The following is a 24460-nucleotide window of genomic DNA, read 5'->3' as shown; positions in this document are numbered from 1 at the left end:
GCTTTTTGTATTTGCGATATTTAAGCAAAAAACGCGTTTTTTTTTTGAATGGGGTTCTTATTTAGTGTAAACTAAAGTTTTTGAATGTTGTAAAACCCAACAACGGAATTGGTCCAGTAGTGCTTAACAACTCATGTAGAATAGTATAAATTAGAAGAGTGTACAAATAACTCCCTGAGAGGAAAAATATGAGTATCAAAAAAGTTTTAACAACAGCCTTTGCCATGGCCGCCATTTCGTCTTCCATTTCCTGGGGACAGACCGTTACCTGCTCCAATGGCACATCCCAGAAAATGGGTAGCGCCGGTGGCTATGATTACGAACTCTGGAGCCAGAATGGTGCCGGTTCCGCAACTATGAAGCTTAACGTAAGCGCCGAAAATGGTGGTGCTTTCGAAGTTGAATGGCAGGGTACTATCAACATGTTAGCCCGTACCGGAAAGCGTTGGGGGTCTAACTCCAATGTTACCGTACAGAATGTGGGTAATATTACCTCCGAATTTGATGTGGAATGGAGCTCCACCGACAACGTGAAGTATGTTAGTGTCTATGGCTGGGGCTATTACGACCAGCAGGACATTCCCAATGGTTTCAGCAATGAAATTGAATACTACATTGTCCAGGATCGCGGAAGCTACAATCCTACCTCGGGCGGTAAAAAGTGGGGTTCTGCCGTTATCGATGGTATTAGCTACGATTTCTATACTACCGACCGTATTCAGCAACCTTCTCTTTCGGGTACCAGCACCTTTAAGCAGTATTGGTCCATCCCGTCGAATACGAGCCAGCATCGTACCAAGGGTACCATTTCTATTTCCAAGCACTTCAGCGAATGGGCTAAAGCTGGTATGAAGATGGGTAAGCTGTATGAAGTTGCTTCCATGAAAATTGAATCCTACACTGGAAATACGGGTACTGCAAAGGGTTATGCTAAAGTTAAGAAGAACCTGCTGAAAATCGGTGGCAGTGCCGATGAATTTGCCCTCAATGTAACTGCATCTCCGGCTGCTGCAGGTACTGTGACAAAGAGCCCAAACTCTAACTATTATGCTCCAAAATCAACTGTACAGCTCACCGCCAAAGCCAACGATGGCTGGAAGTTTGTGGGTTGGGAAGGTGGCGCTACTGGTTCTACCGAAACCATTTCCGTAACCATGGACAAGGAAAAGTCTGTGGTCGCCAAGTTTGAATTGGTAGGCGAAACCACAGTGAACCTTCTTAAGGATGGTGACTTCTCTAGCAGCAGCGTGATTTCTACAAGCAACGGTGCATCTTCTTGGTTCCTGGGTCAGGGTACAAACTGGGGTGGCTCTGCTGCAAAGACTTCTGTTGCTGGCGGCACGGCTACGGTTGACGTTACCACTATTGGTAAAGAAACTTACCAGCCGCAGCTTGTTCAGTACAATGTGGCTCTTGATAAGGGCATGAAGTACAAGTTGTCCTTTAAGGCTAGCGCTGACGTAGCTCGCGAGATTGAAGTTTCTTTCCAGCAATCCGTAGACCCCTGGGGTGCATACGCCACTAAGGTGTTTGACATCACCACCACGGAAAAGGAATACGCTTTTATCTTTGCTATGGAAGAAGATTCTGATGATGCCGCTCAGTTTGCCTTCAATTTGGGACAAGCTACAGGTGCAGTCAAGATTAGTGACGTCAAGCTGGTCTTCACCACTGCTGAACCGGGTTCCGAAACTGATTCTCAGGGTGGTACTGAACCGGGATCCTCTTCTAGCGAAGGTGATGTTGACGTTCCTGAAGCAATCCTTGCTGATATGCACATGGCAATTTCTGGCAAGACCTATCAGGTATTCGATATGCAGGGTAAGTTCATGGGCCGCGTAGATGTGGCAAGCGGATCTTCCATTAGCGATGCTCTGATGGCCAAGTTCCAGAAGTCCGGCGTATACATGCTGAAGTCTGGCAACCGTATTCAGAAGGTCTCTGTGACTCGCTAGGATTTAGCAAAAGACGAATTTCACTAAGAAACATCCTTAAATGAATAGTGAAGAACGCCTCGCGAAAGCGGGGCGTTTTTATGTTTTGTGTACAAAATGGAAGATTCAAACATGCAAAGTCAAGCTGAACCTGATTTGCACATCGCTTGCGACGGATTACTCAAGAAGTTCGGTGGGAATTGCTTCGGCCATGGCCTTGTAGGCGGCAGCACTTGGATGCAGGTGGTCTCCGGAGTCAAAACCTTGGGCGAATTTACGTGAATCTTGAGTGTCTCGCACGGCTTTGTCGAAGTCGACGCAACCGTCAAATTCGTTGGAGGAACGTAGCCAGCTGTTGAATTCGTTGCGGATTACATCGCGATTTTCGTTGTATGTACGCCATCCGAAAATCGGGAGCAATGTCCCGCTGTAGACTTTTAGTCCTAGGCTTTTGGCGTGTTGAATATACAGGTGACGAACGCCTTGGATAAGGTCGTCTGTAGTGGGCATGTCGCTCCAGGGGCGGAACGGGTTGACTTCTACGCCTACCGGATGGATTATGTCATTGATGCCATGCTGGATAATGACCGCACTTGCGCCGGCGACGTTCAGTTCGATGGGGAATCGGGTGGCGCCCTTTAAACCATAAGCGGCATAGGTAATGCAGCTATATTCCCTAAGGATTCGTGTGCCGCTGACTGCGCGACGGATGATGGATACGTTACGGAATCCATTTTCCCATGCTCTTTGGGACAGATAATCAGGCCAATCCTGGGCGGTGATGGAATCTCCGTAGCAGACCAGTGCGTGATTCTTTTCTTCTGTCAGAACATCAATTGTATTCAGGAAGTAGAACCAGTTTGTCTTTCGGGTTAAATCTGCAGGCAGATCCTTGCTTGCTGCGAAATTGCCATAGCTGTATTTGCCGCTGGACAATGGCCCTGTTATGAGCGTGCCCGCATTCATTTGTGTGTAACCTGCGAAATACATGCTTACGTCAAGGGTTTCGCCTGCAGTTACGTCAAATAAAATTTCGTCGCTTTCGATTTCCTTGCCGGGCTCGATAATCGCGGTAGGATGACTGTTGAAGGAAATTTGCACTGGCGAGTATTCAGTGCTGGAATCTACGGAAGTGCGGGCGACAAAGGCGCTTGTTATTTCTACAGGTTCCGTTCCGGTAAGATTGGAAAACCTGAAGCGCAGTTTGCTGCCGGAAAAACAGATGCGGATGGGGTAGCGTAGTGTAATGTCCTTGGCATAGACGGCGGCGGTGCGGTCGGTAATGGATGTTGCGTTGCCCCAGGCGGCAACCCATTTTGTGTATTTTGCTTCGGACATTGAATAGCTCCTGTTTTAGTCAAATTTAGCTAAAAAAACGGGGGAGGTTTGGAGACTGAATAAAACGATAGTTTCTATCTTTGGAAGAGTATGGATTATGCGGAATTACAACTCCGCTGAGGGATTTTGACATGAAATTTTTTGTTACGGGCGTTGGTGGCCAGCTTGGTCATGATGTAATGAATGAACTAGCTAAACGTGGGCATGAAGGCGTTGGTACAGACATGGCTCCGGAATACAGCGGCGTCGCCGATGGCAGTGCCGTAACAAAGATGCCTTATGTCCAGCTGGATATTACGGACTCTGCCGCCGTGGACAAGGTCCTTGCCGAAATCAAGCCTGATGCCGTTATCCATTGTGCAGCCTGGACTGCTGTGGATATGGCGGAAGATGACGCCAATGTGGCCAAGGTTCGCGCAGTTAATGCTGGCGGTACTCAGAATATTGCAGATGCATGCCATCATCTTGGCTGCAAGATGACCTATATCAGTACGGACTATGTCTTTGACGGCCAGGGTACAGAACCCTGGAAGCCCGATTGCAAGGATTACAAGCCTCTCAATGTTTATGGCCAGACAAAGTTGGAAGGTGAACTGGCTGTTTCCAATACGCTGGAAAAGTACTTTATTGTCCGTATTGCCTGGGTCTTTGGCCTTAACGGAAAGAACTTTATCAAAACCATGCTGAATGTGGGTAAGACCCACGATACGGTTCGTGTGGTGAATGACCAGATCGGCACTCCGACCTATACCTATGACCTGGCTCGCTTGCTAATCGATATGAATGAAACCGAGAAGTACGGCTATTATCATGCAACGAATGAAGGCGGATTTATCAGCTGGTACGATTTTACCTGTGAAATCTACCGCCAGGCAGGAATGTCCACCAAGGTGGTTCCTGTGACTACTGCAGAATACGGACTCAGCAAGGCTGCTCGTCCTTTCAATAGCCGACTGGACAAGAGCAAGCTGGTAGAGGCTGGTTTTAAGCCGTTGCCTACTTGGCAGGATGCCTTGGCTCGATACCTCAAGGAAATCGAAGGTTAATTTATGAACGAAGAAGAAAAGAAGACTTACCGAGAAGTGATGCCTGGTGAACTGCCTTGTGAAAATCCGGATTGTGACGGAGTCATGGTCGTGGATCCCGATAATAGCTACAAGTTCACTTGCGACAAGTGCGGACACATCAAAGATTAAAATCCTTGATTTTAATCTTTGAATTAACAATTAATAACAAGCGAGAGTCGCGGCAGCCGAGCTTGCTCGAGCTGACATGACCGAGCGACATATTAATGGAGTTATCAATTAACAATTAACAATGAGCAATTGCTATAATGGTGCTACGCACTTCTATAGTAATGCGCCGAAGGCGCGATTAATTTCATTGTTAATTATTCATTTTTCATTATTCATTGAATCTTGATGGATCTTACCGCGTTAAAGATTGAATATCCGGAACTTCCTGTTGTAGAAAAACGGCAGGAGTTTTTTGAGCTGCTTGAAAAGCATCAGGTAGTTATCGTCAAGGCGGATACTGGCTCTGGTAAGTCCACGCAGTTGCCCAAGTTCCTGCTGGAGTATTTTATTCAGGCGCGAGGCACGAGGCCTGAGATTCGAGGCTCGCGGTTCGAGACTCAAGAAGGCTGTGAAAAACGTTCTCTGGATTCTTCGGCTGCTGCGCAGTCTCAGAATGACGAGGGGAAAGTTCCTCAGAATGACGAGGAGAAGGTTCTTCAGAATGGCGCAGGATCTAGCAAGCCGCTATTCAAGATTGGCGTTACGGAACCTCGCCGTCTTGCTGCCATGTCTATTGCTGACCGACTTCGTGAGGAACTGAAGGACGATGAACTGGTCAGCACCAAGATCCGATTCTGGGAACAGGGTACGAACGACGCTCCCATCAAGGTGATGACCGACGGTATCCTTTTGCAGGAGTTCCGTCGTGACAGGCTTTTCAAGCAATACTCCGCCATCGTTATTGACGAAGCCCACGAGCGTTCCCTGAATATCGATATCCTGCTGGGGATTTTCAAGACCGTTCTTGCCGCACGTCCCGAGTTTAAGTTGATTGTGGCGTCTGCAACCTTGGATGCAGCCCTCTTCGAAAAATTTTATGATAACAGCTGCGTGCTAGAAGCGGAAGGCCGCACGTTCCCTGTGGACGTGGAGTACTATTTTAGGGATGCTGCTCGAGGTTCCAAGCACGAGACGCGAGATGGTTTCCGCGGCCCTTGGGACGATGAAGACGACGATCGCCGTGACGCCTCTGGCAAGGGCGACTCCGGCCTGATTGAAGAAGCCCGAGATGCTATTCTGGATCTGGAAAGCCGCCATCGGGATCACCTGCTTTGTTTTTTGCCCACGGAACGTGACATCCAGGACTTGGCCAACGAACTGAAGCCGGATTTGGACGCAGCATCCTTCGACATCTTGCCGCTCTATGGCCGCATGAGTCCCGATGAACAGCGCCGTATTTTCAAGAGCACAAGCAAGACCCGTGTGGTTCTTGCAACAAACATTGCGGAAACTTCCTTGACTATTCCGGGCATTGCCTACGTGGTGGATACGGGTATGGCCCGTATATCCCGCTATAACGCCCAGGCCCGTATCCAGGGGCTTCCGGTAGAAGAGATTTCCAAGGCCAGCGCCCGCCAGAGAACGGGCCGTGCGGGCCGCGTCAAGCCAGGTGTCTGTATCAGGCTTTACTCTCCCGAAGATTTTGAAAAGCGGGATGACTTTACGGAACCGGAAATCCGCCGTAGCAACTTGGCCAACGTGGTACTGCAGCTTCGCAGTCTTGGTCTTGAGTTGGAAACGTTCCCCTTCCTGCAGGCACCGCCTCATTCTGCCTTCCGTGGCGCCTACAAGGCTTTGTTTGAACTTGGCGCCCTTACGGCGGATAACGCAAGCGGTCATGTGACAAAGCTTGGCCGCGACATGACAAAGCTGCCTATGGATGTAGCCTTGTCCGCGGTGCTTTTACGTGCCCGTGATACAGGCGTTTTGCAGCCGGCCTTGATTGTTTGTGCGGCTCTTAGCATTCAGGACCCGCGAGTGGTTCCCAACGAGGAACCGGAACGAGGACGTGTCCGTCAGCTGCATCGAAAGTTCGCTGGACACAAGAGCGATTTCTTGACTTATGTCAGCATGTGGAACGCCTTCTGCGAAGAATGGGATGGTAAGTCCTGGAACAAGTTGCGTAAGTTCTGCGACAAGAATTCCTTCCATTTCTTGCGCTGTAGGGAATGGATCGATCTGTATGAACAGTTTGGCCGAATTCTTGAAGCCAAGTTTGAAAATCGTGTTTGCCCTCTGGAAAACTTCCATGCAGACAATTTGCATATTGCGCTACTGAGCGGATTTTTGGGTGGGATTGCCCGCCGTGATATTGAAAACGGTTGCTATCGCCTGGTGAGCGGTCGTGAAACCCATATTTTCCCGGGTAGCGATCTTTACGGAAAAAGCGTGGAATGGCTCTTTAGTGCTGAAGTCCGTGAAACCAGTCGAATCTTTTTGACCAAGGGTGCAGAGATAAAGCCGGAATGGATTATGCTGGTGGCGGAACCTTTCTGTACCCGCCGCTGGTTCGCTCCTGTTTGGAACAAGGAACGAGGCTTTGTCGAGGCTGTGGAAGAGGTTTCTTTCAGGGGGCTTGTCATCAGTCGCGGCCACCGGGTAGATTACGCCCGTGTGAATCCCGACGATTGCGCGCAGATATTCTGGCGTGATGCCGTTGTCATGAGCGATATCGCAAGGCCGTTCCCCTTCATGACCCACAACGAACGGGTGGTGGAAAATCTTCATGCGTTGGAAGCTCGCAAGCGTCAGTTCGGCCTTGCTCCCAGCGAAGATGCTCTGGTGGACTACTACGTGCGAATCGCCCCCAAGGTCAATTCCATCAGGACTCTGAAAAACTACCTGGCGGAAAAGGGCGATCAGTGGCTTAAGTTTGATGAAAAATTCTGGCTGGACCAGAGCGAAACGGGCGTAAGCTACACCGACAACGGCTTTAGTAACCGTATGGATTTTGTCGGTTCCAGCGACAAGCTGGCCGGTGGCCGCAACGGTTCCCGAAATAACCGTGATGCAAAGCCTGTTGCAGAGAACGGCGGTTCTGTAGAAACCTTCCGCATCATGGAAATGGATTCGGCGGGCAATGCCTCGGGAACGGTTGCGCGCATGGTTTCCGGCGAAATGGTTTTTGATGCAACCAAGAGCTGTGACGGCATTACCCTGAAGTTCCCCTTTGATTTACTTGCCCATACGACACCTGCTCTCTTGGCGTTGAGTATTCATCAGTGGCGTGAATGGATGGTTGAATCCATCATACGCGAGATGCCTAAGGCTTCCAAGAAACAGATGGAAACGAAACGCGTGGCGATAGACGATGCCTTCTGCGATAAACTGAAGTTAGCACCCCACAAGGCTCCGCTGCTGTGTCTTTACGAAGTATTTGGCGAGATGAAGAATCTGGAGTGTGATATTCCGACGGTAACTCCGGAAAGGGAAAATCACCTTCGCTTGCATCTGAATGTGGAAAAGCCTGGTGTTGCAGAAAAGTTCCCGGTGGAACTTTCTCCCGAGTGGGGTAGCTACAGCCTGTTTTTGGCGGTCCGCCCTGTGGTGGTTACCTACGGTATTGATTTCCCATTAGAAAATGTCAGGTTTGGATGGCGTCTTGGAGATTCCGCCTTGATGGAAGATGGCGAATCAAAGTTCTGGCAGGGTTTCCGCAAGCGCTTGGAATACGATGTTTCTAGTCAGGAATTACTGGCCTCTTTGATTGCTGATCGCTTGAATATGTTGGAGACAGGCGGCGTCTACGCCGATGATTTCAAGACCGCTCTTAAAATATGGGTGGCAAAGTCCCTTATTGCAGATAAACTAGATGCTAATCGTTGTGTCCGCTTTACAGGTCTTGAATTCTCTCGTGGAAAGAAAATCAAGGATTTCAAGAATCTTGCGTCAACCACTCGCTCTGAGGATGAAGAAGTCCGTCTTGCCTTGGTCCGTGCAACATACGAAGCGGGCCTGCTTGGTGCAGAAGCCTTTGTCAAGAGCTGGGATGTACTTCGAGAATTCTCCGTGTCTATGCGTCAGGGAAAGGATCACGCCGGAGACGCTAGAACTTCGCTTGTGGCAAAATTGACTGCCTTGTATCAAGGTGAGAATACGCTCTTTGAACGTATTAAAGGTGTGGCGTCCCTGTTTGATGTGCCCATGCCCGAAACCGCAAAGAAGTCGTCCCTGGATGACTTGAACCTTCGAATACTGCGTGACTTCTTCAGGCCCTTCCTTAAGGCCCGCTACATGAAGGATCACGAACTGAAAAATGCTCGTGAACTGCTTGCGAAGATTGAACGCCTTTCCGCAGATGATCCCGATTTCCCGGAATTGTTCCTTCAGGCTAAGGCCATGCTGGAAGGATTTGAAATCCTTCGCTTTAAACGAAAGGCCGATGACTCCGAGGATGTGGTGGAAGAGGACTCCCTGGCAAAATTGAAAGGCCGTTTTGGACGTCTCTAAACCCTTTAGAATTGGTCTTGGTCACGTCATTTTTCTAAATTGTACGTGATGAAATCTTTATACGCCTTTTTATTCGCTATTAGCGTTGCCTCCGTTGCAATGCTCACCAGTTGTGACCTGCCCATTGGCAAAATCGACACTGTTGTTGTTTCTGTGGGTGATACCCGCCTTTATGAATCCGACGTTCGCCGCATGGTCCCGGAATGGGATTCCTGGAACGATCACGAAAAGCTGACTTTCCTGGAACATTGGATTGATGAAGAAACTATTTACCAGGAAGCTGTAGACCATGGTGCCTTGAAGGATACAGCCCTTCAGAACCAGATTGAACAGACCATCCGCAAGATGACTGTGGATCACTTCTTGCAGGCCTACATGGATACCATGATGGTTGGTGATGCGGAACGCCTGGATTACTACAAGAACCATCCGGAATTCTTCCTCCGTGGCCGTACTATGGTTTCTGGCGCTGTTTTGACCTTTAGAGACTGGCAGTCTGCCGACCTTTATTACAAGGGTCACAAGGCTATCACCTATGAAGCTATGCCCAATGTGCATTATCTCATCAAGTCCATCGACACTTTTGATTCTGTGACGACGTCTCCGGATAAGTGCATGATTCCTTCCATTAAGGAACCCGAAGTCGGTAAGCTTTCTATGATTAAGGCTTGCGGCGGAGCTTTGAAATTGTCTGTGATTGTTTCCCGTCTTGATTCTGCTGACGTTTTGCCTTATGCAGAGGTTGTTGACGATGTGGCTTCCCGTGTGTGGGTTGAACATCAGAAAACCGTGATGGACCGTTTGAAGAAACAATGGAAGAACTCTCGCCCCATTTTCTCCAAGATGAACGTGTTTGGTGAAAAGGAAAAATAATGAATCTCTATAAACGGATTATTTCTGCCCTTTGTGTGCTGTCTTCTTTGGTACTGGCTGAACCGGTGCTGATGGAAGGTGTTGCCGCCGTGGTTGACGGAAAGCCTATCATGCGTTCTGAGTTCCTGAATAATCTGTATCGCTACCAGGAAACTCCCGAAGGCTCTGCCATGTCGGAAGAACAGCAGAAGCAGTATGTGCTGGATCAGATGATTGAAGAAAAGGTTTTGCTTAGCCGCATTGACCGAGACTCAATCGTTGTCAGCAATTCCGAAGTGGACCAGCGAGTGAATGCTCACCTGGCCCAGTTGGCAGCGAGCCAGAATACTACCTTGGCCACCTTGGAAAAGGCGATCCGTGCCCAGCTGGGTATCAGCATGGCTCAGTATCGTGACCAGCTGGCAAAGCAGATTCGTGGACACATGGAACTGCAGCGAGTTCGTCAACGTCATGTTGGTTCCATCAATCCCACCAAGAAGGAAGTTGATGCCTTCTACAAGGATTTCAAGGATTCCATTCCGCCTCAGTACAATTGCGTTCTTTTGAGCCATATCCAGATTCCCATCACTCCGGATTCCATGATTATTGACTCCGTTCGCAAGGAAGCCGAAGCCTTGATCGATACTTTGAACCTGGGCATGAGCTTTGAACTTTTGGCTAAGGCTCACTCTCAGGATTCTTCTGCCGAAAAGGGCGGTGACCTGGGTTATTACAAGCGTGGACAGTTGGACCCTGCTTTTGAACGAGCCTTGGACCAGCTGAAGAATGGTCAGTATGCCGCCAATCCTGTTAAGACAAACCTGGGCTGGCACATTGCCCGCGTGCTGGGCCGTAAGGAAGACGGTGTCCGTTCTGCGCAGATTCTGCTTCGCACGATTCCTACAGCTAAGGATACTGCGGATGTGATTGCCCTGGCTGACTCCCTGCACAAGAATCTCAAGACCGCGGAAGATTTCGCTGCTGCCGCTCGCAAGTATAGTGAAGACAAGTCCAGCAACTTTGCCGGTGGTCGTCTCGGCTGGTTCCAGAGAAACGAAATGGAGCCTGCTTATGTGGACCCTGTGGCTAACCTGAATGTTGGTGAAGTCTCTGAACCGGTGCTGATTGATGGCGCTTACCATCTGTTCCGTTTGGATGATTCCCGCCAGACCCGTGATCTGACTCTTGAAGAAGACTACGGCAAGATCGAGCAGATGACTGCTTCCCGCATGGAAAACGAAAAACTTAACGCCCTTATCAAGAAGTGGCGCGAAGAAGTCCATGTGGAAATTCGCATGACCGAATAATCGAGGCTGCGCTGTGATTCACTTTAACCACGTCACGAAATCCTACGAGGAAAATTGGAAGGCTCTTTCCAATGTGACGTTCCGTATCAACAAGGGTGAGTTTGTTTTCCTGACGGGTCATTCCGGCGCAGGTAAGTCTACTCTCTTGAAGTTGATCTATATGGATGAACGCCCCGACGAAGAACGTGGCGGCCAGGTCATGGTGAAGTTCACCGGCGATTGTCTTTACGACAGCAAGAATACCCCGGAAAAGCAGATTCAGGGTTTGCGCCGTAAGATGGGCATCATCTTCCAGGACTTTAAGCTTTTGCCAGACCGCAATGTGTTTGAAAATGTGGCCTTGGCTTTACGTATTGTGGGCACGCCTAGCAAGCTGATTAACGCTGCGGTGTTTGATGCATTGGCCCTTGTTGGCATTAGCCAGAAACGCTTTGCCATGCCTTACACCTTGTCTGGCGGTGAACAGCAGCGCGTTGCCATTGCCCGCGCCATGGTGCATAATCCGTACCTGCTGCTGGCTGACGAACCTACGGGTAACTTGGACCCGAAAAACGCCGAAGAAGTTTTCAAGATTTTCAAGGAAATCAATGCCCGCGGCACTACCGTGCTGATGGCTACTCATAATCCCGATTTCTACTTGAACAGCCCCTTCCGCCGTTTGACCTTGGATCACGGCGAACTATTGAATCGAGATCTGATTTAGCGGCAGTCTAGATTTTAAATTCCTTGATACAGCCTGGCTTTAAGTCGCCTAAGGTAAAGCTGTCGATCTGGATGCGTACAAGGCGCATAACTTCGTAACCTAAGTGAGCCAGCATGCGGCGGATTTCGCGGTTCTTGCCTTCGGTCAAGGTGATTTCCAGCCAGCAGTTCTTTTCGCCTTCGCTGTGTAGGACTGCGCGCTTGGCGTGCATGAATTCGACCGGCTCTCCGAAAACGCGGGGCGGTACGACGAAACCTTCTTCCATCTTTTTCATGTCGTCTGCGGTGGGCTTGCCCTTGGTCTGTACGTGGTAGATTTTCTTGTGCTCGTTGAAGGTTGTGCTGGAATTCTGCGGACCTTTATCCTTTAAACTTTCCACTTTAGCCTGGACGGAACTTAACCGCGGTTCCAATATGTTGTTCGCCCATTCCGTATCGTTGCTGAACAACAGTAAACCTTCACTGGCGGCGTCCAGGCGGCCCACAGGTGCAATGTGGGGCGGTTCCTTGCCGGGGAAAAGCTTGCGGTACTGTTCCGCGAAAACTTCCATGACAGTCTTGCGGCCTTTTTCGTCGCTTGCTGTAGTGACGATGCCGCGGGGCTTGTTCATCATGAAGTACACCTTGGCGTTGGCCTCGATGCGCTTTCCGTTAATGATGATTTCGTCACTTTCCCGGGCTGGAGTATCGGGGTCTCTGATGACGCGACCATTCAAGGTGACTCGACCTTCACGTACCAGCATTTCTGCCTTGCTGCGGCTGCAGTAGCCACGCTTGCTAATGACTCGGGCAACGCCGTGGGCTCCACCGCCGAACTTGTTAGTGGCCTGTTGCGGTCGGTTGCTGGAATTCATCCAACTGCTGTTTTTGCTGAAGTTGTTGCGAGATTTAAAATTCATTTTTTTTACGTGTCATCCTGAGCGAGCGAAGCGAGTCGAAGGTTCTAGATTGCCTTCAAGAAATTAAACAACTTTTTATTCAATTCGTTGTTCATTGCGTCGGCAGTGCCTTCGTCCATTCCGTCTGCGTAGTCCTGATTATTTGCACGTTCGCCGCAAATGTCTACACCTAGGATTTTATGGCTGACGAATAGGGAACGCAAAGTTTGTTCTAATTGCGCAAAAGTCAAAGAACCCTGGTCCCAGTTGGTTACTGCGTCGGTTAGGGAAAGGGCGTCCTTGTCGATGGAGATGTAAATACTTTGCGTTTTCAGGGTTGCTAACGCTTCGATTGCTGTGTTGGCGCTGTCTTCTCGCAAAGCACTTTCCGGGACGAAAGTCACGCGGGTGGCGTACTTCTCGAATTCTGCAGAGGGCTCGTTCTTGATTTCATCAATAAGGTGGTCTGCCACACCGATTAGCACAACGTTTCGTATAAATGGATTGTGGTCCAGAACTTCCTTGACCCATCCGCCGCAACTGAGAATTCCCTCGAATCGGGGAGGTTGCATGTCCGGGTGGTGATCGAAAATTACCAGGTCAAAAGGCTCCTGAATGCAATCTGTCCAAAGCTTACTGTTGTAATGGTAATTGCCATTATCAAAAAAATGAATGCCTGGCAAAGTGACGTCAATCTTTGCGCTGTTCCTAGCATTGTTCTTTGTGCTGTGCCCGACATTTTCCAAAGCTTGGCTCATCAGTTTGTTAAGTTCTGCTTGTGCGTCGTCGTCGCAGTAACAGTCTGTGCCATTGATTTTAGAACAATCCATCCAATAAATGTCAGTGCAATCTTCGTCGGGCTGTTTCTTGTCGGGTTGTTTCTCGTCGGACTTTGAGGCAATCCTTCGCAGCTCTTGCATAAAGGGCTGCTGGCTATAGACGCCTGTAAAGTCCTGGATGGTTGTATAGAACTGCATGCTCTAATTATAACTTATTTAAATCGCTTGCAGAAAGTGCAGCTTTGGCAGAAGGGGTGGCGCAGTTCGTGATTGGCAAAGCCTTCACGAATGTCAATGGCCATGGGGGAGGAAAGAATTTCTGCCAGGGGATTTTCTTGAATATGCCCCAAGGTAATTTGACCGCTATGATCCAGGCAGCAGGCTACCACGCGGCCGTCATGAAGAATGGCGCAGTGGGTGTCTAATGCACGACAAGTTCCCCGCGGAAATCTTACCCCCCTTTCTACTTTATCCTTTCTGCTTTCCGCTAAACCAGGCCACTCGAAGCGGGAATCCTGATGGATGTAAATGCGACCTTCCACTAAGAAACTTTTGTGGCGGCTGCAGAAATGCTCTAAGGTGATGGGAGCGCAACCGAAGGCCTTGTTCACCTGCTCCAGCATGTAGTTATTCCATGCATTGGAACTTTCATCCCCAACGTTCCACAATCGCAAATTGATGTACAAGTCGGGGCGTTCTGCTGCGGCCATGCGACAAAAATCCAGAACGTTCTGCAGGTTTTCCGCGGCTTCGTCAAAAGGCAATTCCGCATAGGCGTGAGTGGAAAAATTCACCTGGCGAACTGCGGGGGAGGTAAGGATTGCTTTACCGCAGCGGGCGATGGTTGTGCCGTTGGTGGTCAAATTAAGCTGCAACGGTTTTCCGTCGGATCGTGCCGCGGAAACGTACTCCAGTTTTTTGAGAAACAGCTCGAAATCCGGATGCAATGTGGGTTCGCCCAGTACGTGGAAGTACACTTGGTCGGCTACTGTGGCGGCTTCTGTGACGGATCGCTCAAAAAGTTCTGTGGGCATGAACGTGCGGGCGGAACAAACGTGCGAATTCTCGAAAGCTCTGGCCCGCTTTCCGCAGGGGCAGAAGCTGCAATGCAAATTGCACACATCCGTAATTTCGATGTAAACGCCGTTCACTAGAACTTCAGTTTCAATTTCTTTTGATTATAGATGGACTGGTTCCCGTTACAGACATAGGCTGCAACGCAGGTCACGAAGAAAAATGGCAAGGTATCGAATCCAAAGACTTCGCATCCAATCAAGATCGGTGCCCATAAGGTGTTCGTTGCACTTCCGAATACGGCTGCATAACCCAAGGCTGCAGCCAAGGGGAAGGGAAGGCCGAACATTACGGCAGAAACTGCGCCAAGGCTTGCTCCAATGCTGAACAGCGGAGTGACTTCGCCACCTTGGAACCCTGCTGCCAAAGTCAGGATTGTCAAGGCCAACTTGAAAATCCAGTCATAGTTCTGTATTCCTGTTCCGTCTGCGATTCCTGTTCCTGCAAAACACATGTCAATGAGATTTGTTCCCAGGCCGGAATAACGACCCTGCCATAGCAACAGGAACAGTGCGGAAAGCGTTACGCCCATGATGGCGATTCGCTTTAGACCGTCGGGAAATTTCTTGGCAAAGAATTCCTTGGCGAGGGAAAGCAACTTTGCAAAACCGCCGCCCACAATGCCGAAGAGAATGCCTATCAGGGCTAGCTTCACAATGAAATTGACATCCAAGGAACCATTCTGCATGAACAGGCCTGCTACATCAATGCCTCCGTTGGATCCCAGTAGACCATTTAAGTCTACGCTGAATTTTTCAAGGCCCAGCATGTTGGAAACTTTGCATGCCGCAAAAGCGGCTGCAGCAGCGGGCAGCAGAGCCATCAAATCCAAATGGCCGACGATTAGAACTTCAAGGGCGAATGCTGTTGCTGCCAGAGGAATCTGGAATAAACCGCTAAAGCCTGCAGCCATGCCCGCCACCAATAAGATGTGTCCGGCGTTTTCAAAGGGAAGCTTCTTGCTAATGTTATGGCCGAGGGCTGCGCCAATTTGTACAGCCACGCCTTCGCGGCCGGCGCTTCCGCCAAACAGGTGGGTGAGCCAAGTGCCTACAGCAACCATGGGAATCAACCGTAGTGGAATGTTGTTCTCCTTGCCTTGACCTACCGCAAATACCACACCCATGCCACGCTCTGCACCCTTGCCCCATTTCTTATAGGCAAGGAAAATGGCGGCACCAGCCAAGGCGAGACCCGGAATAAAGTAGATAGGATGGGCGTCACGTAAACCGCCAACGGCAAGCAGAACCTGTCCAAAGAACGCCATTAAAGCACCAATGGCGGCACCCAAGGCGATTGCAATCACGGTGAGTACAGGCAATGAAAACCATTTTTTGAAAAATCCACCCACACGGGCCTTCATCTGTTCCTTCGCCATTTTCATCATCTGTTCCTTCATTTCGGGAGACATATTGGCGAACTGTTCCTTGAACTGATTGTATTTTCCAAAGTCGTTGAAATTCATAAAAAACTCGCTTTTATTTTTCGAAGGCTAATTTAGAAATTTATCTTTATCCGCAAATGTATCAGAGCTTAAATAAACAGACTGTCGAAAAATTTATCAATGGCCACACATTGTCTTTGCATAATGCAGTGGTTGCCTCTGTAGCAAACTTTCTTCCGCAGATTTCCAATTATCGTGAAGAAGAAAAAACTTTTAGCTTTCGGATTATCCTGGGAGCAGGTGAACTGCCTTCAATTAAGGGACGCCCTCATTTTTTAAAGACATTGCCTTTAGAAAACTTGACGGTTCCTGCCGTAACGAAAGCTATTAAGAGCCTAACGGAATTCTGTTGCAATGGTGCAGATATTTTGATTAACCAGACTGAAGATTCCGTTGTCTTTGGTGTGGTTTATTTTGATATTGAACAGACAGGTCTTGCTGAAATTTCTTTTTTGCAGAAAGGCTTTGTCATTATGGGAAGCCTAAGTCGCACAAAGGTGATTGTCATTGGCCTTGGCGCAGACGGCAAACCAGAAAACTTGATTCTCAGTTTTGATTTTTCCAGCGCGGAAAATCTACCTGTTCCGGATTTTTCAAAGAAGTACAATCGTGATGTGGCATTGTGGTCTGGAATCTTTAGACGCGCCAAGAAGGAAGTTCATGGGACAATCTGTCTAGTTGTTTCTCCCGAATGGTCCTGGGAAAAGGATTGCGAAAATTTCAGTCGTGGAGAACCTCTTCAAAATCCGGTCTCAATTGCTTATGGTGATGGAACTGATTTTGCTAGAAAACTGGACGATGGAATCCGCATGCTTTTATCCATGATGGATTTTGATGGCATGACTATTATCGATACCCAGGGAAATATTCGTGCTTACCATTGCTTCGTGAAAATTGATCAGAATGATTCCAGTGAAGGCGGCTCTCGCCATATTGCTTTCGCTACGCTGAAAAATAAGAACAACAATCTTTACAAGGCGATTTACTTCCAGTCCCACGAAGGACAGGTCGAGTTTACCTACATGTCCGGCCCTAAGGCTGGCGTTTCTATTGGTGTGTTCGATGCTACGATCATGAATACGGAAAGCGATGCTGCCTTTATGGCAAAGTTTGTGGAAAAGGCTCGCCAACGTAAGGCTTTGCGGAACAGCCGAAAGCCGGGCCGTAGGGATGAACTGCTTCGAGCTGTGTACCAGTTGTTTGTTGCCCATTATCGAATTGATAATTTCTATACGGAACCGGAACATGTCCGTTCCCTGACAAAAATTCTAGATGAAGAATCGAAGTTAGGTGAACTGGCTAAAAATGAAACCCTGGCCATGTTCCTGATCGACACGTTGATGATTTGCTACGTGGGTAACACTTATGGCTATTCAAAGGAAGCGGTGGCAGGCATCAAGAAAATCTTCAAGAAGTTAAGTCTGGAAGTTTGGACAACGTTCTTTACCAGAGAAAACTTCCTTGAAGAAAAAGTGGTGGAATCCTTGTCCAATGCGGAATCCTGGCAACGTTGGGATGCTTTCAAACAGGACCTGGAAAAGGCTCATCCTGAATTGAAAAAGCTGGATGCATTGCAAAATGTGAACGCGAAGGACTTTTATTATATGAATAAGGCTTTCCGTTTGTTGAAGGACGAAGAGTAAAAAAAACGGCAGGGAAGTGCATTACCAAATCCCTGCCGCGGCGCTTTTTTTGGAATGGAGTGCGCCTTTTGTTGCTGTGTGGATCAGCAAATTTTTTAGGAACCGCAGATTCTCGCGAAGGAACTGCGCGGGTTGGTGCCGCGCGGGCTTAGCAGAAGAAGTCCTTCCAGATTTGTGTGCCTAAGTCGCAAAGGTTCACCTGCATTTCTTCAATCTTCTCGTGAAGACCGCTCTTGATGATTTCCTCGATGGTGGAGAAAGCCATATCGGAACGCATCTTCCCGAGAAGACGGAGAGAGTCCGCGTTGCTCTTTACGGGGAAGGCAATATTCTTGAGACTGATTTCGGCCTGTTCCAGGCAGTAGCGGAGGGACCTGGGGAAGTCTTCGCTCAATAGCAGGAATTCGGCGACGTTCTGGGGCGTCACATTGGAATTCTTGCGGTGGAACATTTCGTAGGCGCCAACGCTCTTGAGAACCGCGTTCCACTGGACGGTATCCAGCGCCATGCCCACCATGCTTACATCTGGAAGGAGGATGTAGTACTTCACATCCAGAATTCGGGAGGTCTGGTCGGCGCGTTCGATCATGGTGCCAAGGCGTGCGAAGTTCCAGGCCACGTCATGGGTCATAGTTCCCTGAATGATACCTACGGTCAGCTGGCTGAATTCCTTCACGCTGTTGTAGAAGGCGTGGGGTGCGGCCAGCGCCTGCTTGGGCATTTCGGGATCGTTCAACTTAAGATAGAACTGGTTGATGGCGATCCACAGTTCCGAAGAAATTCTTTCACGGACGCAGCGGGCGTTTTCGCGGGCGGCAGCCACGCAGGAAATAATGCTGCTGGGATTTTCCTTATCGAAGGTAAGGAAGGTGAGGGCGTTTTCGGTAGAGACGTGGGCGTAGCTCTTGAAAAAGGCGTCGGCGTTACCGGCGGTCTGGATCACCGGTTCCCAGGGGCGTTCTTCGCCGGGCAAGTCCAGCTGCAACTGAAGATTGACATCGATGGCGCGTGCCACGTTTTCGGCGCGTTCAATGTAACGGCCCAACCAGTAAATGGAATCTGCAACTCTGCTTAACATTATAAAAACTCCGTTATAAAATTTGTGGTTGAAACTGCGCGGAGCGCGTTACTGTTGTTGTTGCTGTTGTTGTTCCATCCATTGCTTGGCCTGGCCAAGTTCAGGTGCCTTTTCGTTTTCGGCAATGACCCAGGTATCCTTACAGCCACCGCCCTGAGAACTGTTCACTACGATGGAACCCTTGCGCAGGGCCACGCGGGTGAGGCCACCCGGCAGGATGTAGGTTTCCTTGCCCTGTACAATGTAGGGGCGCAAATCCACGTGACGGCCTTCGAAGTTTCCGTCAACAATGCAGGGCACGCGGCTGAGAGAAATCATGGGCTGTGCAATGTAGTTACGGGGATTGGCCTTAATCTTTTCCTTGAAGGCTTCGCATTCGGCCTTGGTTGACTTGGGGCCAACAAGCATGCCGTAGCCACCGGATTCGCTGGCAGCCTTCACCACCATATTCTCGATATGGTCGATCACATGCTGCATGTGCTTCGGGTTTTCGCAGACGAAAGTGGGAACGTTGGGAATAATGGCTTCTTCACCAAGGTAGTACTTGATGATCTGCGGAACGTAGGTGTAGATTGCCTTGTCGTCGGCGACACCGCAGCCAGGGGCGTTGGCAAGAGCCACGTTTCCAGCCTTGTAGGCGTCGATCAGTCCCGGCACGCCCAGACAAGAATCCGGACGGAAGGTCAGGGGATCCAGGAACTCGTCATCTACACGACGGTAGATCACGTGAACCTGCTTCAGGCCGCGGGTGGTGCGGGCGTAGACTTTCTTGTCCTGAACAATCAAGTCGTTGCCGGTCACAAGGTCCACGCCCATCTGCTGTGCCAGATAGGAATGTTCGTAGTAGGCGGAGTTATACACACCTGGGGTCAGCACGACGACCTTGGGTTCTGCGACGCCGTCGGCTAGGTATTCCAGGGCCTTGCGGAGGCGGGTGCAGTATTCGTCTACGGGGCGGATGCTGCAATGGGTGAACACCTGGGGGAAAGTGCGCTTGAGGATCTGACGGTTCTGCAGTACATAGGAAACACCACTGGGGCAACGCATGTTGTCTTCCAGCACGTAGAAGGTGCCGTCGGTATCGCGAACCAGGTCGGTACCGGTGATGTGTGCCCAGATTCCCTTGGGCGGCACGAAGCCTTCCATCTGTGGGCGGTAAGCGGTGCAGGTGTTGATGAGACTTTCGGGCACAACCTTGTCGCGGAGAATCTTGCGGTCGTTATAGATGTCCGTAAGGAAGCAGTTCAAAGCTTCGGTACGCTGGCGAAGGCCTGCATCTAGGTGCTTCCAGTCTCCGGCGCTGACAATGCGGGGAATGACGTCGAAAGGAATGATCTTGTCCTTTCCATCCTTGTTGCCATAGACTGCGAAGGTAATGCCGTTGTCGAAGAATGCCGACTCTGCAACTTTCTGACGACGCTGCAACTCACCTTCCGGCAATTCATTGATGCGGGTGATGAGCGGTTCTGCTGCCGGGCGGGGCGTTCCGTCGGGCAGACACAATTCGTCGTAGAATCCTTCTGTGTTATAGTTACCGAACTTCATATTGCTTCCTTGCGTTTTTCAGTTATGAGTATTGAGTTTTCAGTTGTGAGCTTTATAATCGCGGCTCCGCCGCCTTACTTTAGCTCATAGCTCATGGCTCAAAACTCATTTTTCGTCTACGTTTACACCGACCTTGAGAATCGGGTTTCCGCCTCCGGTAATGACTCCCTTCAACGGGCTTACATCGCCGAAGTCGCGTCCCCAGGCCAAGATAATGTGCTCGTCACCTCCGAGAACATTATTGGTGGGGTCAAACTCAACCCAGCCATGGCCAGGAATGAAGGTGGCGACCCAAGCGTGAGTGGCATCTGCGCCAATCAGCTTCGGCTGACCTTTGGGTGGATGGGTTCGCAGGTAGCCGCTGATGTAGCGGCAGGGCAGGTGCAGCGAACGCAGGCATCCGATCATCAGGTGTGCGAAATCCTGGCAGACGCCTTTACGTCCACGCAAGATTTCCTGGGGCTGGGCTCCGATACGGGTTGCGCCCGGTGTGTAAGCGCAGTCCGTAAAAATTCTGGTCATCAGCTCCTTGGCGCTATCGAAGATAGGGCGGCCGGGCTGAAAACTTTCCAATGCATAATTCCGAACAGAGTCGTCGGTATTTGCAAAGGGAGAAGAGTAGGCATACATGGAAGCTTCCAGAGTGTCGCTATCCGAGGGGCACTTCAAAAGTTTTGCCACTTCTTCCCAGGCGGGGCTTTGGGCAGGAGATTCTTCAGCCTTAACTTCCACGACAGCAGTAGTCTTGAATCTGAAATGTTCGTGTTCCTGTTCAATGCTGAAGGCCAATGCCCTGTTCCCGTAAATGTCCAATCGTTCCTGCTTTGCGGTGGGATTGGGTTCCACTTCGATGCGATGTGAAATCCAGTTCTGGCGAGGCACGGATCGGGGCAGCATATAGGCCAAATGGTTGCTATACAATACGGGCAGTGTATAGTCGTAGATGGTTTCGTGATCAATCTGATAAATAGGCATCTTAAACTCCTTACACTTCTGTTGCCATGGCGTGAACAACGCCAGTTCTTGGTGCATGGTTTAAGTAGAGTCTACTGATCAGTTCAGCCACATGCTCGATGGCCGAAATCTTTTCATCTACCAGTTTGGTCAAAGTTTCGCGTTCGTTGCCGTTTACCTGTACGAGGCTTTCGATGTTGGCCAGGCGCAGGTCGGCCTGCAATCTCATCAGTTCCAGATCCAGCGGGGAGAAGGCGGCTTCGCCCTGGTTGTTTCCCGGCAGATGTTCTGTCTCTTCGCGGAGACGGGCAATCTGGTAGGCGACGCTTCGCGGGTTGGATTCGTCGGAAAGGAGCAAGTCCAGAACCGGGATCACCTGCAGGCGACCGCCATAGCGGCGATGGTACGTCATGAGACCGTCACCGATTTCAAGTACGGCCTGCAGCAATCGCAGTTCCGTAATTTCGTCGGCGGGAGAACGGCTCAAGAGGCTCTTGATCAATTGCAGCGTACGGATGGCGCTTTCGATCTGGCGGCCCATTTCAAGAAAACGCCATTCGTGGCCGCGGGTCATGGAGTCTGCCGCAAGGCCCGCCACCGCCGTACTGTCGGAAAGTACAGACTTCAGGTAAGGCAATAGGGCGGCCGCACCGTTTCCTGCAGGCATTTCCGCCACGCCGAATCCGTTCAAGGCAAGCCACAAGTCCTCGGAAATTCTATCGCGGAGCTGTACTGCCAAGTCGCGGATTTCCGTGAGGGAACACTGCATGCCGTACTTGTTGTCCTTGCGCAGGATAAAGTAGCGCAATGCGTTTTCCGGATCCTGGGAAAGCTTCGTCAGGGAGTCGTCGGAGATTCCCGCCTTCAAGATCCAAGGCAGTTCCGGCATTTCCATCCAGGATTCGTCGGAAAGGCGCACGGCTATACCTCGGGCGATTCGGGCCATCATGTTGGAGGCGGACAGGTCGCGACCCAAGCGGAACAAGTTCTCTGCTGCGCGGCTAGGCAGATCGCCTCCAGCTCTCGACGGCATGACTACTTGATCCGCAGGGGCCAGCAACGAGAAGTTCGGCACAGGTCTTTCGGAAAGGACCCAGATGTCCTTTTCTCCGACTTCCTTGTCGGCAGGTTCTGCGGCGGAAGTTGCAAGGCTTCCGTCTACCAGCTGGAACATGCCAAGGCCACCCGGCATTACAGAAGTTCCATGCATGGTGTTCACTGCAAAGATTCGCATGGAAGCCTTTGCGGTGACAAACTTTCCATCCTTGTAGGCGGGCACCGTAGAAACTTCTACGTAACGTTCTGCAATCCATGCTTCCGGATTTTCTTCCAGAGTCTGCAACAGGGCCAGCTGCGCTGTAGAAGTCATGGCGGCGTAAGCCTTGGGCGCTTCCTTGCGGACTTCGTTTCCGTTGGCGCCAACCTTCTCCGGGAAGGCCTTCTTGAAAATCCATTTTTCCGGCTCCCGCATCACCTCGTCACGGCGGGATTCGTCGCCGAGCCAGACCGTTTCCACATCGGGAATCAACAGCTCTTCGCCAAGCAAGGTGCGGCAAATTTCTGGCAGGTAGGGCGTGAACATGGGTGTTTCCAGAACGCCGGAACCCAAAAAGTTTGAAATGGCCACATTGCCGGCACGCACAGTACTGATAAGGCCCACGGCGCCTTCGCCACTGTCGATGCGCAGTTCCAGCGGGTCGCACATGCGGTCTTCTACACGGCGGAAAATGGTGCCGATTTTCTTGAGGCCCATGAGGGTCTTCATGTACACTTGCAAATTGCGGACGGCAAGGTCATCATTTTCTACTAGAGGAATTCCCAGGTAGCGGGCAAGCAGTGCGTCTTCTGCACGGCGGGGACTGTCAGGGCCGCTAGCCAACATCACCACGCGACCTTCCTTGGAATTGCCGCCGATTTCTGCCTGCAATCCGTCCAAGCAGTCCAGCAACTTCTTGAAGAACCCTGCCAGGCGCTCCGTACGCATGCTGCGGAAAAGTTCCGGGAAGGCGCGGCTTACGCCAATGCGGTTTTCCAACGCACGTCCCAAACCTTCGGGGACTTGCAGATGGTCTGCCATCACGCGGTAGGAACCGTCTTCCAGGCGCACGATGTCTGATGCGGAAAGATGCACATAGATGTCGCCTGCAGGTTTTACCTTCCAGGCCACTTGCAAAAATTCAGGGTTTGCATAAAGCAAAGCCGCCGGCAACTTGCCTTCTTTCCAAAGCTTTTGATCGCCGTAAATGTCGGCAGCCAGGGCGTTGAAAAGTCGGGCGCGCTGGGCGATACCCTTCTCGATGATGGACCATTCGTCGGGGCGAATCACAAGGGGCAAGGGGTCGGTTCCCTTGTGATTGACGCCCACTGTCGACGAAAGGTCATTTTCTTCCAGCACGTTTCGGAGCCGCTTGCAGCGGTGCTCCAGCTCCTGCGAACTCATGCTAGTTATTTCTGTTTCCACACAGCTCATTTTCATTCCATTCGTTTTGCCGGATTTCGGACTAATCAACCAAAAGTCGCCTGAAAGTTCGGCCTTCCGACCATATAAATGCAAAAGCCGTGCCAAAGTCTGTGATGTTACGATGAAATTGAAAAAACGCCTAGCCTAAAAGCCACCAACTTCTTGAACAATTTGTTTTTAGGACATTTTCCAATAGATTTTGCGTTTTTGACGAAACGGTAATTTTGTTGTAAGAATTATGTAGATACAATTCTTTGTTGTTTTACAATTTTTGTTTGTAAAAGACTAGCGAGAAAGATCTGTTTTAACCTTGTATGTTTTGGAAAAAATCCCAAATAGTTTCGCCACGCATGGCTAACGCGCGGACGATTAACCCTTTTTCTGCAAAAGATGTTCCAACAACACAATCAATTTTTTTGCCCATTTCTCGAACTTTTTCTTTGAGTTGGATAAGCATTTCTTTTTCGGGACTGTACGCAAAAAACATTCCGTTATGGGTGTAATTGCCCCAAAAGCCGATTTTCGTGTAATCGAATTTTTTAGGGTCAATCAGGGTGTGGTCGGCAAAGGCTAAATGTTCGCCTACGTAAAAGCGACTCTTGCTTTGGAATTTTTCCATGGCGAAAAATTCGCCCATGCCTGTACGTCCACAAGTGAAAATGTCGGTGTAACAAAATGTTGCGGAAGGATGAATCTGGACTCGGACATTGCTTTGATAATTGCTGCCGGCAAAAGGGATTGCCGGATAGGGCATGTAATTGACGCGGGCGTCGGCCCCGACGTTGATGTCGATATCCTTGGATGCAATTTTTCCGTCGGTATTGAAAACTTTCTCATAACTTTGAGAAAGAAATGTGGCGTCGCTACTCTCGCCGAATTCAAGCTGCAACGAAAAATGGTCTCCGCCGAGAAGCCCGGCAGAGGCCGCCATCATCATGATGTCGGA

General features: G+C 50.1%; 18 protein-coding genes. 8 read left to right on the top strand and 10 right to left on the bottom strand.

What is annotated here, in order from left to right:
• Positions 1-188: 188 nt before the first annotated feature.
• Complete coding sequence (locus MJZ26_09465) at positions 189-1955, top strand: glycoside hydrolase family 11 protein (protein MCQ2106007.1); 1767 nt, start codon at positions 189-191, stop codon at positions 1953-1955.
• A gap of 156 nt (positions 1956-2111) precedes the next feature.
• On the opposite strand, the gene MJZ26_09460 is transcribed toward MJZ26_09465, so the two are convergent.
• Positions 2112-3272 (bottom strand): GDSL-type esterase/lipase family protein, encoded by a 1161-nt coding sequence (locus MJZ26_09460; protein MCQ2106006.1) that lies wholly within the window; start codon positions 3270-3272, stop codon positions 2112-2114.
• Between the two features lie 131 nt (positions 3273-3403).
• Here MJZ26_09460 and rfbD point away from each other — a divergent pair, with 131 nt between their 5' ends.
• The 6 genes from rfbD to ftsE all read left to right on the top strand — a co-directional run bounded on the left by rfbD (position 3404) and on the right by ftsE (position 11659).
• Positions 3404-4318 (top strand): dTDP-4-dehydrorhamnose reductase, encoded by a 915-nt coding sequence (gene rfbD, locus MJZ26_09455; GenBank protein MCQ2106005.1) that lies wholly within the window; start codon positions 3404-3406, stop codon positions 4316-4318.
• Positions 4319-4321: 3 nt separating this feature from the next.
• Positions 4322-4468: a hypothetical protein gene (locus MJZ26_09450; GenBank protein ID MCQ2106004.1), complete on the top strand. Its 147-nt coding sequence runs from the start codon at positions 4322-4324 to the stop codon at positions 4466-4468.
• A 225-nt stretch (positions 4469-4693) separates the two neighbouring features.
• Positions 4694-8797 (top strand): DUF3418 domain-containing protein, encoded by a 4104-nt coding sequence (locus MJZ26_09445; GenBank protein MCQ2106003.1) that lies wholly within the window; start codon positions 4694-4696, stop codon positions 8795-8797.
• Positions 8798-8842: 45 nt separating this feature from the next.
• Entirely contained in the window at positions 8843-9670 is an 828-nt protein-coding gene (locus tag MJZ26_09440) for a hypothetical protein (protein ID MCQ2106002.1), read from the top strand.
• A complete protein-coding gene (locus MJZ26_09435; protein ID MCQ2106001.1) occupies positions 9670-10956 on the top strand; it encodes a peptidylprolyl isomerase in 1287 nt (428 codons plus the stop codon). Before MJZ26_09440 ends, MJZ26_09435 begins: the two co-directional genes overlap by 1 nt.
• Positions 10957-10969: 13 nt before the next feature.
• Entirely contained in the window at positions 10970-11659 is a 690-nt protein-coding gene (gene ftsE / locus MJZ26_09430; GenBank protein MCQ2106000.1) for a cell division ATP-binding protein FtsE, read from the top strand.
• 7 nt (positions 11660-11666) lie between these two features.
• Here the strand turns inward: ftsE and MJZ26_09425 are convergent, their stop codons facing one another.
• Genes MJZ26_09425 through MJZ26_09410 form a run of 4 tightly spaced genes read right to left on the bottom strand, consistent with a single transcriptional unit; the run spans position 11667 to position 15854 of the window.
• Complete coding sequence (locus tag MJZ26_09425) at positions 11667-12557, bottom strand: rRNA pseudouridine synthase (GenBank protein ID MCQ2105999.1); 891 nt, start codon at positions 12555-12557, stop codon at positions 11667-11669.
• 44 nt (positions 12558-12601) lie between these two features.
• Positions 12602-13513, bottom strand: coding sequence for an arginase family protein (locus MJZ26_09420; GenBank protein ID MCQ2105998.1), 912 nt, complete (start codon positions 13511-13513; stop codon positions 12602-12604).
• 14 nt (positions 13514-13527) lie between these two features.
• Complete coding sequence (locus tag MJZ26_09415; GenBank protein ID MCQ2105997.1) at positions 13528-14466, bottom strand: SPASM domain-containing protein; 939 nt, start codon at positions 14464-14466, stop codon at positions 13528-13530.
• Positions 14466-15854: a chloride channel protein gene (locus MJZ26_09410; protein ID MCQ2105996.1), complete on the bottom strand. Its 1389-nt coding sequence runs from the start codon at positions 15852-15854 to the stop codon at positions 14466-14468. The genes MJZ26_09415 and MJZ26_09410 overlap by 1 nt, the downstream gene beginning before the upstream one ends.
• 263 nt (positions 15855-16117) lie before the next feature.
• Between MJZ26_09410 and MJZ26_09405 the strand changes: the two genes are divergently transcribed.
• Positions 16118-17476, top strand: coding sequence for a hypothetical protein (locus tag MJZ26_09405; protein MCQ2105995.1), 1359 nt, complete (start codon positions 16118-16120; stop codon positions 17474-17476).
• A gap of 148 nt (positions 17477-17624) precedes the next feature.
• Here MJZ26_09405 and MJZ26_09400 read toward each other — a convergent pair whose 3' ends face one another.
• From MJZ26_09400 to MJZ26_09380, 5 genes are all read right to left on the bottom strand, one after another.
• Positions 17625-18554, bottom strand: coding sequence for an alpha-E domain-containing protein (locus MJZ26_09400; GenBank protein MCQ2105994.1), 930 nt, complete (start codon positions 18552-18554; stop codon positions 17625-17627).
• 48 nt (positions 18555-18602) lie between these two features.
• Positions 18603-20099, bottom strand: a complete 1497-nt coding sequence (locus MJZ26_09395; GenBank protein MCQ2105993.1) for a circularly permuted type 2 ATP-grasp protein — start codon at positions 20097-20099, stop codon at positions 18603-18605.
• 105 nt (positions 20100-20204) lie between these two features.
• On the bottom strand, positions 20205-21074 hold the full coding sequence (locus MJZ26_09390) for a transglutaminase family protein (GenBank protein MCQ2105992.1): 870 nt from the start codon (positions 21072-21074) through the stop codon (positions 20205-20207).
• Positions 21075-21084: 10 nt separating this feature from the next.
• A complete protein-coding gene (locus tag MJZ26_09385) occupies positions 21085-23523 on the bottom strand; it encodes a circularly permuted type 2 ATP-grasp protein (protein MCQ2105991.1) in 2439 nt (812 codons plus the stop codon).
• 295 nt (positions 23524-23818) lie between these two features.
• Positions 23819-24451: an urease accessory protein UreD gene (locus MJZ26_09380; GenBank protein ID MCQ2105990.1), complete on the bottom strand. Its 633-nt coding sequence runs from the start codon at positions 24449-24451 to the stop codon at positions 23819-23821.
• Positions 24452-24460 lie beyond the last annotated feature (9 nt).

Source organism: Fibrobacter sp., from assembly GCA_024398965.1.
Lineage (GTDB): Bacteria > Fibrobacterota > Fibrobacteria > Fibrobacterales > Fibrobacteraceae > Fibrobacter.
The sequence above is the reverse complement of the archived record's forward strand: the minus strand, read 5'-3'. Positions and strand labels throughout refer to the sequence as shown.

Excerpts from the sequence above, each read along its gene's own strand:
- MJZ26_09435 (MCQ2106001.1), top strand. The coding sequence starts at position 9,670 with ATGAATCTCTATAAACGGATTATTTCTGCCCTTTGTGTGCTGTCTTCT.
- MJZ26_09410 (MCQ2105996.1), bottom strand. The coding sequence starts at position 15,854 with ATGAATTTCAACGACTTTGGAAAATACAATCAGTTCAAGGAACAGTTC.
- MJZ26_09420 (MCQ2105998.1), bottom strand. The coding sequence starts at position 13,513 with ATGCAGTTCTATACAACCATCCAGGACTTTACAGGCGTCTATAGCCAG.
- rfbD (MCQ2106005.1), top strand. The coding sequence starts at position 3,404 with ATGAAATTTTTTGTTACGGGCGTTGGTGGCCAGCTTGGTCATGATGTA.
- MJZ26_09395 (MCQ2105993.1), bottom strand. The coding sequence starts at position 20,099 with ATGAAGTTCGGTAACTATAACACAGAAGGATTCTACGACGAATTGTGT.
- MJZ26_09385 (MCQ2105991.1), bottom strand. The coding sequence starts at position 23,523 with ATGAGCTGTGTGGAAACAGAAATAACTAGCATGAGTTCGCAGGAGCTG.
- MJZ26_09400 (MCQ2105994.1), bottom strand. The coding sequence starts at position 18,554 with ATGTTAAGCAGAGTTGCAGATTCCATTTACTGGTTGGGCCGTTACATT.
- MJZ26_09390 (MCQ2105992.1), bottom strand. The coding sequence starts at position 21,074 with ATGCCTATTTATCAGATTGATCACGAAACCATCTACGACTATACACTG.
- MJZ26_09445 (MCQ2106003.1), top strand. The coding sequence starts at position 4,694 with ATGGATCTTACCGCGTTAAAGATTGAATATCCGGAACTTCCTGTTGTA.
- MJZ26_09460 (MCQ2106006.1), bottom strand. The coding sequence starts at position 3,272 with ATGTCCGAAGCAAAATACACAAAATGGGTTGCCGCCTGGGGCAACGCA.
- MJZ26_09380 (MCQ2105990.1), bottom strand. The coding sequence starts at position 24,451 with ATGATGATGGCGGCCTCTGCCGGGCTTCTCGGCGGAGACCATTTTTCG.
- MJZ26_09425 (MCQ2105999.1), bottom strand. The coding sequence starts at position 12,557 with ATGAATTTTAAATCTCGCAACAACTTCAGCAAAAACAGCAGTTGGATG.
- MJZ26_09450 (MCQ2106004.1), top strand. The coding sequence starts at position 4,322 with ATGAACGAAGAAGAAAAGAAGACTTACCGAGAAGTGATGCCTGGTGAA.
- MJZ26_09465 (MCQ2106007.1), top strand. The coding sequence starts at position 189 with ATGAGTATCAAAAAAGTTTTAACAACAGCCTTTGCCATGGCCGCCATT.